We start from the raw sequence: 9,476 nt of genomic DNA on the forward strand, positions 1-9,476 counted from the left end.
TCTGCAAATTCAGTAATGAGAGGACGTGTAAACGCAATAAGGACGTTCAAGGGCTTAGTTGCGGATTTGAGGATTTATAAAAATGATGAAACTAATCTGGCTAATTATTGTGCCAGCATTACTATGTATCCTTGGTTGAATAATGGTACGATAGCAGTGGGAGGGAACTCTACGGCTCCTACTAACTTGAAATCTTTTTGTGGTGGATTTGTCAATATGGTTTTTATTGTATCCAGTATGTTAAGTGGTGCCTGTGCTACTCCAGAGTTTTTGATGTATATGAATTATTTCATTGGTTTGGAATATGGGCAGGAATATTATAAGTATCCCGATAAGATTGTTGATTTATCTACCAAACAAAGAACAATAGACAAAATCATTACAGACTGTTTCGAGCAAATAGTATATTCTATTAACCAGCCTACAGGGGCGCGTAATTTTCAAGCCGTCTTTTGGAATGTAGCTTACTATGACAAATATTATTTTGAAAGTCTTTTTGGTAACTTCTTTTTTCCCGATGGAAGCCAACCTGACTGGAATTCACTAAGTTGGTTGCAGAAACGTTTCATGAAATGGTTTAATAAAGAGCGTACACGTACTGTTTTAACATTTCCTGTAGAAACAATGGCGCTTTTGACTAAAGATGGTGATGTATTAGATAAGGAATATGGTGACTTTACGGCTGAAATGTATTCCGAAGGTCATTCTTTCTTTACTTATATGAGTGATAATGCAGATTCTTTAAGTAGTTGCTGCCGTCTTCGCAATGAGATACAGGACAATGGTTTCAGCTATACATTGGGAGCAGGTGGGGTTTCTACAGGCTCAAAAAGTGTGCTGACTATTAATTTGAACCGTTGCATCCAGCATGCGGTGAAATCCGGTATACTTTATCCGTTTTTTTTGGAAGAAGTGGTTGATTTGGTACACAAAGTCCAGTTGGCTTATAATGAGAATCTGAAATTGTTGCAGTCGAAAGGTATGCTGCCTTTGTTTGATGCTGGTTACATCAATATGAACCGTCAGTATCTAACTATCGGTGTTAATGGTTTGGTGGAAGCAGCGCAATTTATGGGTATTGAAATCAATGATAACCCTAAGTATGAAGCATTTGTTCAGGAGATTTTAGGAATGATTGAACGATATAATAGGAAGTACCGTACAAAGGATGTTTTGTTTAATTGCGAAATGATTCCTGCTGAGAATGTAGGAGTGAAGCACGCTAAATGGGATAAAGAAGCAGGCTTCCAAACATTCCGAGAATGTTATAACAGTTATTTCTATATTGTAGAAGACAAATCGTTGAATGTTGTCGATAAATTCCGTCTGCATGGACGCCGCTATATAAAGCATTTAACGGGAGGCTCGGCCTTGCACATGAATTTGGAAGAACATCTTAGTAAGGAGCAGTACAGACAACTACTTCGGGTAGCTGCTATAGAAGGCTGTAATTACTTTACATTTAATATACCGAATACCATTTGCAATGAATGTAAGCATATTGATAAGAGATACTTGCATGAATGTCCTGAATGTCATAGTCGGAATGTGGATTATCTGACACGTGTTATCGGGTACATGAAGCGGATCAGTAATTTTTCTCAGGCAAGGCAGAAGGAGGCTGCACAAAGATATTATGCTCCGTTACGTTGATTATGACATCGTATTTCAAGAAATTCCGGATGAAGTCACTCTGGCGATCAATCTCTCTAACTGTCCCAATAGGTGCAAGGGCTGTCATAGCCCTCATTTGTTGGAAAATGTAGGAGAATCTTTAACGGAAGAAAGTCTTGGGCATCTTTTACAGAAGTATGGAAAGGCGGTGACTTGCGTCTGTTTTATGGGAGGCGATGCCGAACCCTTTGAAGTGGAAAGGTTGGCAGGATTTCTTCACCGACAGTCTATCGCTTTGGTAAAGGTGGGTTGGTATTCGGGGAAGAATGAATTGCCGGAAGGTCTTTCCGTTCAGAACTTTGAATATATAAAGTTGGGACCGTATATTGAAAAATTGGGTGGCTTGAAATCTCCTGATACCAATCAGCATTTCTATCGGATATACGGGGATGAGATGAAAGATATTACCTATCGGTTTTGGCGTATCTGAAAAAGGCGGAAATAAATTCCGCCTTTTTCAGATAAATATATTAAGTTGGTTATGCTTCCGGTTGATAGTCTTCACCATTCTCCCATGCACTGTCGTCATTCCAGTTTTCATATAAATGGTTTACCCAAATTTGGCGAATCTCAGGATAACTGCCAAGGGCTTTCATATTACATCCGTCTTTAATACCATGATCAGCTCCGGCTTGATCTATCGGGTGGCTTTCGAATGTTCTGTCCACTTTGAATCCTAATTTCTCCAAACGTTCACGCCAGCTATATTCATTTGTATTGATTTCCACATTACTTACATCGTCATCTTCGGCCATAGCTTCCAGTCCCCAAAGGTCGTTGTGGGCATGGTCACCGGCAATTGACATGAAAGGTGCAAGATAAACATTTACTTCTGATGGGTTCAGACCGTTCTTTTCGCAATAGCTCATCACCTTAGAGTACATACAGTCGGGATATTGGGTTTTGTCAAATCCTTCTACAGGAATTCTATTAGCCGGTTCTTCCTCTATTTCTTTCGGGAAGAAAAGCATGTCACCATAATCCACAGTACCTACAAAGATATTGTTGTTGGCAGCAAGTTCCTGCAATGCTTTTTCCATGTCAGAGTACTTTTTGTTAGCATTGTAATTCTCATCCGGATTACCGTGTCCCATTAGAAGCACGATGTTGTTCTTGCCTGCTAATTTAGACTCATAGTGTTTGTAAAGTATCTCTGCTACATCTTTAGTATCTTCTGCACTGGAAAGAAGGTTGGTACCTTTCAATACATCAATATGCGGATACCATTGAATCATAAAGTATTTTTTTACATCAGTATTCATTAATGAAAGATATTCTTCGCCTGGAATTACATGCAATGATTGTACAGCCACACGTTTGTATCCTGCATCGCCTATTGCTTTCAACCATTGGTCCAATTCATAACGTGCTATGCCGGTAGATGCTTCTACACGTCCGATACATGTACGTGAAGTAAATGACATATAAATATCCGTATTGGGGAATTTAGCTTTAAAATCCTCAATCACATCATCATAAACAGAAAGGGACTCATTATAGGTACTGCCAAAAGTACAGAGCAAAATGGCTGTGTCGTGTTGCTTGGTTCTGGTTACTACATCCACAGCAGGATTAACAGTACTTTCTTCATCATCATTGTCACTACAGGAACTGAATCCTGTGCAAGTTGCGGCAGCAACAAAAGCCGCCATCAGATAATACTTGAATTGTTTCATACTAATAAAAATTAATTTATAAATTGTTGGTTATTAATTGTTTTTGAATTTAATGAGGGCGGAGACATAAAAAGTTCTTCCGGGAGTTGATGTGGCACGATTCCGTCCGAAAGGAGTACGGTCTACATAGTCAAATACATTATCTACCCCGGCATTCATCGTTAATGACCACCGTTTCATTTTTAATAATGAGTGGGCTGTGTTGATACGCCAAGTTTGGAATCCGTCGGCATTATTATCATTTATATAACGGCGTGTAGACTGATATCTGCCATAGATGCCGATACCCAAACGATACAGTTTCCATGAATGTTGCCATAAGATATTTAAATTTGCATTATGGCTGGAAGTAGCATCAATAGGAAGATATTTCATATAATCTATACCTTTGTTAGGATATTGCGCTTTTGGATCAGCATAACTATATCCGCCGGCAAGGCTGAGAGATTTTGCAGGACGATAGTTGAAGGTGAAATCCATACCATAAATACGTGCCTTTGTCAGATTCTTATATTGTTTGCTCTTTTCTACTTCAAGAAACTTTTCATCGGGAGTTACGGAAATTTCAACCAGCTCAATCATGTTGTGAAGATAATTCATGTATCCGGTTAAACTGGCTTGGAATTTTTGCCCTACGTACTCGATACCGATTGAAGCATATTGTGAGGTTTGTGCTTTTAGATCTGTGTTGCCATGATATGCAGTCAAGGCACCGCCTCCGATAACGCCGGTATAATTATAATAAAGTTCTTTAATAGTGGGTGCTTTGTAGCCTAAAGCATAAGAAGCACGCAAATTAATATGTTCTCCGGGTTTATAAAGTCCTGATATTTTCGGACTGAAATTCAATCCTGTTTCCTTGTGTTGTGTTCCTCGTACCCCGGCAGTCAGAACCAGATTTTCTCTGGCTGTCCATTCCTCCTGTATATAAGCTGCCAACGTATAAACGGAAGCGCGGTCACCGTCAATGTGATGAGGTGATTCCAAATGATTGTACTGATATTCGATTCCTGCATTTAAAATATGGTCCTCTCCAAGATAAAATACACTTTTTACCTGGCCTAATATTTGTTTCTGAATACTTTGTTTGATACGTTGACCGGCAAAGTAGGTGATACGTTCATGGCGGTCATTGTCTAGAAAATAATCAGTATGCTCGTTTAGCTTATAGTCATAGAAGTAACCGTATCTGCCATACGAGAGGTCTGCAGTCAGATAATTCCGTTTTCCTAATTTATATTTACTTCCTACTGCAAATGTATAGTTGCGATAATAAAAATCGTTGGCTTGATATTTCCAAGGACCGTGTGTACGCATTACCCAACGCTCATAATAAGTGCCTTCTGCAGTGAGGTCTAGTTTGCGATTGACTTGCCATTCAATGTTCTCGGACAGGGTATAGTTTGAAGAACGGTTTACGGTCAACATAGTAGAGCCGGATTTCAATTGATTCTGATCCCACTGCAGGTCTGTATTCCGCCAGCCATCGGTATGCCGGAAGTTGATTCCGGTTACAGATTTTATCTTTCCATAATTAAAGCCGAAACTGGTACTTTGACGTATATCACCATATTCACCTATGCGGGATGTATTGGTGAGCTCCATTTTTTCACGGTTACGTTTGGTTATGATATTGATAACTCCGGCTATTGCGTCACTGCCATAAAGTGAAGAAGCGGCCCCTTTTACAATCTCTATGCGTTCTATATTAGCTGGATTTAATTGATTCAAGTCGTTTTGCCCTCCTACATCGCCATTCATTCTTTTTCCATTTATCATGATCAGGATATAGTCATTGTTCAATCCGTTTAGTTGGATATGGCTCCCCATATCACCATCATGAAAGGTCAATGAAGGACTAAGACCACTGAGCAAATCGTCTATACTGCGTGCCTGATATTGTTCCAAAGCTTTGCTGGTTATGACTTCAGTCTGTACGGGAGCATCTTTCAGATAATGTTCAGTACCTGTACCCGTGATGACCACTTCATTCAGTAATACGGACAATTCTTTATCGTCTTTATCTTTGAGAATACTTTGGGCACTTGCAATTTGTGTACCTAATAGTAGAATAGCAAGAAGTAAATACCTCATATTGTGTTTTATTTAATTTGCAAAATAAAACATCAAGTTTCCCTCTGATAAAGAGGAATGCCACAAAGGAATAGACGTTGGAAAACGCTTGTTCGAATGGACACATACTTCTAATCCTGGAAGCTTGGTGTTTATTGTTCAACAGACTTAGCAGGTATTCTGGCTTTCCTCTGATTGGAAACCTTCCCATTTCTTCAAATGAAACAGTGGTTTTGGACTATCCAATCAACATAATGAGGATTTACAGCTGCAGGTACAGCCCCGGATTTACACCGGATTCCCTTGCATCGGGCTATGTGATAGTCCGATTACTAATTCTGTTGCAAAGATATAGGTTTATTTTATATTATCTTCGATAAGTCTTTGATTTTTTTAGCTTTTAAATTTTAAAGACAAACTGATATAGAATGAACGTCCGGGGGTAAGAGTTGCATAATTGCTGTTATAAGGACGATCATCCGTATAATCGAACAGGTTTTCTATGCCACATCCGGGTTCTATGATTACAGATTTTAAGTTGAAAGAATGGCGTGTGTTTAAATCCCACAATTGATAGTCGGGAGCATAGCCATAACTTTTAGAGAAACGTTTGCTGTTGATACGACCGTTCAAATTTATGTTCAACCGATATATCTTCCATGAATGCGCCCATTGGGCATTGATATTGTATGCGTTTTTAATACTTTTGTCGATGGGTTGTTCCAATTCCACGTCTTGGGTATTAAGATGAGTATATCCTCCGCTTAAATTGAACCCGGCACCTAGGTATGCATTGGCGGATACATTGATTCCGTATACTTTAGCCTCCGCTATATTATCACGTTGACGAACTTCCTTATGACCATATTGCTCCATAGCTTTATCTCCCGTGGCAATCGTATTATAATCTATCATGTCACGAATATTATTATAAAAAGCATTGACTGATACAGAAAAACGCTCATGTACATACTCTGCACTCAATGAGAAATAATCATTCTTTTCCGGCTTTAAATCCAAATTGCCTATTGTCAACCTGTCATTTTTTTTAGCTATGTCAGTGGCATAGAGTTCAGACAGGGTAGGAGTTCGGAAACCTGCTGCATAGGAGGCACGGAAATTGAATTTGCCGGGTTTATACATCAGTGCTACATTGGGAGTGGCATGATTTTTGAAATTTTCATGATAAATGTAACGTACACCGATCAAAGCCTGTAGATTTCTCAGTAACTTTATTTCATCTTGTGCAAACAAGGCCAGTGTATAAGCATCTTCTTTAGCTATATTGTCTGTTTGACTTTTCAAGACATCAACGATATATTCTGTGCCGACTGAAAGTTTGTGCCGGCCACCTAATTTAAAGATACCTTTTATGCTAAGATTGTGATTGCGGGTCCGTTTGCGCACTTGCTCTTCACCTGCTTTTCCATTATAAGTTTTATTGTCTTTAAAAAAACAATAAGAGGAAGAAAAATGATCGGCGTAATAGTCTGCGGTAATATAATTCCCTTTACTTATCATGTATTGGGTACCAATACCATAATTAAAGGTTTCATGCAATATGTTGTAGTCGTATGCTTCATAAGGGCGGCGTGTCTTGTTGTCATAATATCCGCCGCGGGCATAAAAGGAGAGTTTGTCGGTAGCATCAAAAGTGAATTTTTGATTGACAGTATTTGCATAGAATCCTGTAGAAGCTACTTTCCCGGTTTCTTCCAGTTCATGAGTTTTGGAGTTCTCTTCGTATGGATTCAGTTGCCATCCCTCGGCCTGCTGACGGCGGTAAGAGGTGTAGGAGCCGAACTTGCCGGTATTGACATCTGCGTTTACGGACTGGGTAAAACGTCCTTTACTGGCATAGCGGGTATCGCTGGAAACATTGATAGCATTTTTTGCATCATCAGTAATAATGTTGATTACTCCTCCGATAGCATTTGTTCCGTAAAGAGCGGAAGAGGCACCGTTCAATATTTCAATACGTTTGATTTTGGCAACATTGATTCGGGCGTAAGTATCATCTCCATACAGGCGTTTGCCATTTTCCAGAAAAATGAAATAATCATCAGGCAATCCATTCAGACTCAATGTTGTACCCATACCGTTGGTCATACTTGAGAAAGATGGGGTCAGCTTTTGTAAGGCCTCGTCCAGCGATGTTACACTGGCATTACTTAAATCCTTTGCGGTGATAACGGAAACAGGCACGGGACTATCCGTCATGCGGTGGTGTGTTCCTGTTCCGGTTACTACTACCTGGCCTATATTGGTAAAACTGTCTTGTAGCTTGATAAGAAGATTTTTTTCACCCCCTTTTGTGGTGACAGATTTGGGTGTGTAACTGACATGCGTGATTCTTAATACATGTTTTCCATCAGGAAGATTGTTGATATTAAACTCGCCTTTACCATTTGTGGTGCATCCTGAAAGGCTTTGGTCAATACGAATATTAGCCCCCACTACAGGTTCGTTGGTATCGGCACTCACAATCTTTCCACTGATACTGACTTGTGCCAGTACGTCAATAGCCAGACAGCTTAAAGTAATTGCTGTCAATAATAATTTTACTTTCATCGAAAGAATTTAAGAATTAATAATTGGCTTTCCTGACCCCGGGAGAGCGTGATTATCTATGTTTTGATTTGGCAGGTTTCCTGGCTTCACCCTGAAAAGCGCCTTCCCATTTCTTCATTTTCGAAACAGTGGCATAGCGAGAGTTGCTTTTCATCAAATGGGTTTCACAGTAGCGGGCACTGCTTCGGATTCCACAACCGAATTCCCTTTTATACAGATAGAGAAAAAATATCTGTATCACCAAACCGGGCGCAAAGGTAGACAATTATTTTATATATGTTTTAAGATTAGTGAAAAAATGACTGCTTAAAACGGAAAGAATATTGAAAAGAGGAGGGGATTTTGAACCGTAGAAGTGAATTTGATTCACTCCTACGGCAATATGAATTTGCAATAATTCGGATAGTGATTTCAGGCAAGCGCCAATATTAATATTTGTGCTGTAAGCACACGTAAAAACATGGTGAGCGGATAAACGGTGGCATAACCTACTGCCGGAGCGTCACAAGAGGTCAAATCATTGGAGTAGGCTAATGCGGGCGGATTGGTGGTGGCTCCGGACAATACTCCGATCAAGGTGTAATAGTTCAGTTTATAAACATATCGTCCTATTATTCCTACAATCAGTAAAGGCAGCAGCGTAATAATGGCGCCGTATGCTATCCATACATATCCGCCTTCGTTAATAATTGTTTCGATGAATCCTTTACCGGCTCCTAATCCTACGCAAGCAAGGAAAAGTGAGATACCGATTTCACGTACCATCAAATTGGCACTTATGGTGGTATAGGTTATCAATTTATAATGTGGTCCGAAACGGCTTATCAGGATGGACACAATAAGGGGGCCTCCTGCCAGTCCCAGTTTTACCGGTTGAGGGATACCGGGGAATAAAAAAGGAGTGCTTCCTAAAATACACCCTAATGCGATGCCTAAGAAAATAGGAATCAGGTTGGGATGATTCAAACGTTTCATGGAATTACCTAGAATCTTTTCGGCATGGGCTACAGCCAGTTCGCTACCCACAATCTTTACCCGGTCACCCATTTGCAATTGCAGGTTGGGAGTGGCCACAAGGTCTACACCCGAACGGTTTACACGGGTAATGCTTGCTCCGAAGTTATTCCTGATTTTTAGTTGAGCCAATGTCTTGCCATTCAATTCAGGCTTGGTGATCAGAATTTTTCTGGAAATAAGTTGTTTGTTCTGGAAATCCCATTCCACATTCACTTGTTTTCCAAAAAATACAGTGATAGCTTCTACATCTATCGGATTGGCGATAACAAGGATTTCATCGTGCATGTGAAATACTGTAGTGGAGTTCACTAGTTCTGTTTGTTTGTCTCCGTCACAATGCCGTATGCGTGAAATCACAAAATCACGATTCACCAATGGCTTGATTTCTTTTACCTCAAATCCGCAACTAAGCCCTTGAACGTCCTTATTGCGTTTACACGTCCTCTCATTACTGAATTTGCAGAT

General features: G+C 39.9%; 6 protein-coding genes and 2 riboswitches. Of the genes, 2 read left to right on the forward strand and 4 right to left on the reverse strand.

The window, feature by feature from the left end; all coding sequences use genetic code 11:
- Together nrdD and nrdG are read left to right on the forward strand one after the other, a co-directional pair.
- The coding region (gene nrdD, locus AB5935_RS22485) for an anaerobic ribonucleoside-triphosphate reductase (RefSeq protein WP_368327584.1) at positions 1-1,653 on the forward strand (1,653 nt) is incomplete at its 5' end.
- Complete coding sequence (nrdG, locus tag AB5935_RS22490) at positions 1,637-2,104, forward strand: anaerobic ribonucleoside-triphosphate reductase activating protein (protein WP_005846488.1); 468 nt, start codon at positions 1,637-1,639, stop codon at positions 2,102-2,104. The genes nrdD and nrdG, both read left to right, overlap by 17 nt.
- Before the next feature lie 49 nt (positions 2,105-2,153).
- On the opposite strand, the gene AB5935_RS22495 is transcribed toward nrdG, so the two are convergent.
- From AB5935_RS22495 to AB5935_RS22510, 4 genes are all read right to left on the reverse strand, one after another.
- Positions 2,154-3,350, reverse strand: coding sequence for a sirohydrochlorin cobaltochelatase (locus AB5935_RS22495; RefSeq protein WP_038609600.1), 1,197 nt, complete (start codon positions 3,348-3,350; stop codon positions 2,154-2,156).
- A 33-nt stretch (positions 3,351-3,383) separates the two neighbouring features.
- Complete coding sequence (locus AB5935_RS22500; RefSeq protein ID WP_038609603.1) at positions 3,384-5,444, reverse strand: TonB-dependent receptor plug domain-containing protein; 2,061 nt, start codon at positions 5,442-5,444, stop codon at positions 3,384-3,386.
- Positions 5,445-5,575: 131 nt separating this feature from the next.
- Positions 5,576-5,775: riboswitch (cobalamin riboswitch) on the reverse strand.
- 41 nt (positions 5,776-5,816) lie between these two features.
- Complete coding sequence (locus AB5935_RS22505) at positions 5,817-7,994, reverse strand: TonB-dependent receptor (protein WP_007835692.1); 2,178 nt, start codon at positions 7,992-7,994, stop codon at positions 5,817-5,819.
- Positions 7,995-8,046: 52 nt separating this feature from the next.
- Positions 8,047-8,254: riboswitch (cobalamin riboswitch) on the reverse strand.
- A gap of 151 nt (positions 8,255-8,405) precedes the next feature.
- The coding region (locus AB5935_RS22510; protein ID WP_368327585.1) for a putative transporter at positions 8,406-9,476 on the reverse strand (1,071 nt) is incomplete at its 5' end.

This window comes from Phocaeicola sp. RTP21198st1_B8_RTP21198_201120, from assembly GCF_040929485.1.
Taxonomy (GTDB): domain Bacteria; phylum Bacteroidota; class Bacteroidia; order Bacteroidales; family Bacteroidaceae; genus Phocaeicola; species Phocaeicola dorei.

Bases quoted from the DNA above. Each gene is read 5' to 3' on its own strand.
- nrdG (WP_005846488.1), top strand. From the start codon at position 1,637: ATGCTCCGTTACGTTGATTATGACATCGTATTTCAAGAAATTCCGGAT.
- AB5935_RS22495 (WP_038609600.1), bottom strand. From the start codon at position 3,350: ATGAAACAATTCAAGTATTATCTGATGGCGGCTTTTGTTGCTGCCGCA.
- AB5935_RS22500 (WP_038609603.1), bottom strand. From the start codon at position 5,444: ATGAGGTATTTACTTCTTGCTATTCTACTATTAGGTACACAAATTGCA.
- AB5935_RS22505 (WP_007835692.1), bottom strand. From the start codon at position 7,994: ATGAAAGTAAAATTATTATTGACAGCAATTACTTTAAGCTGTCTGGCT.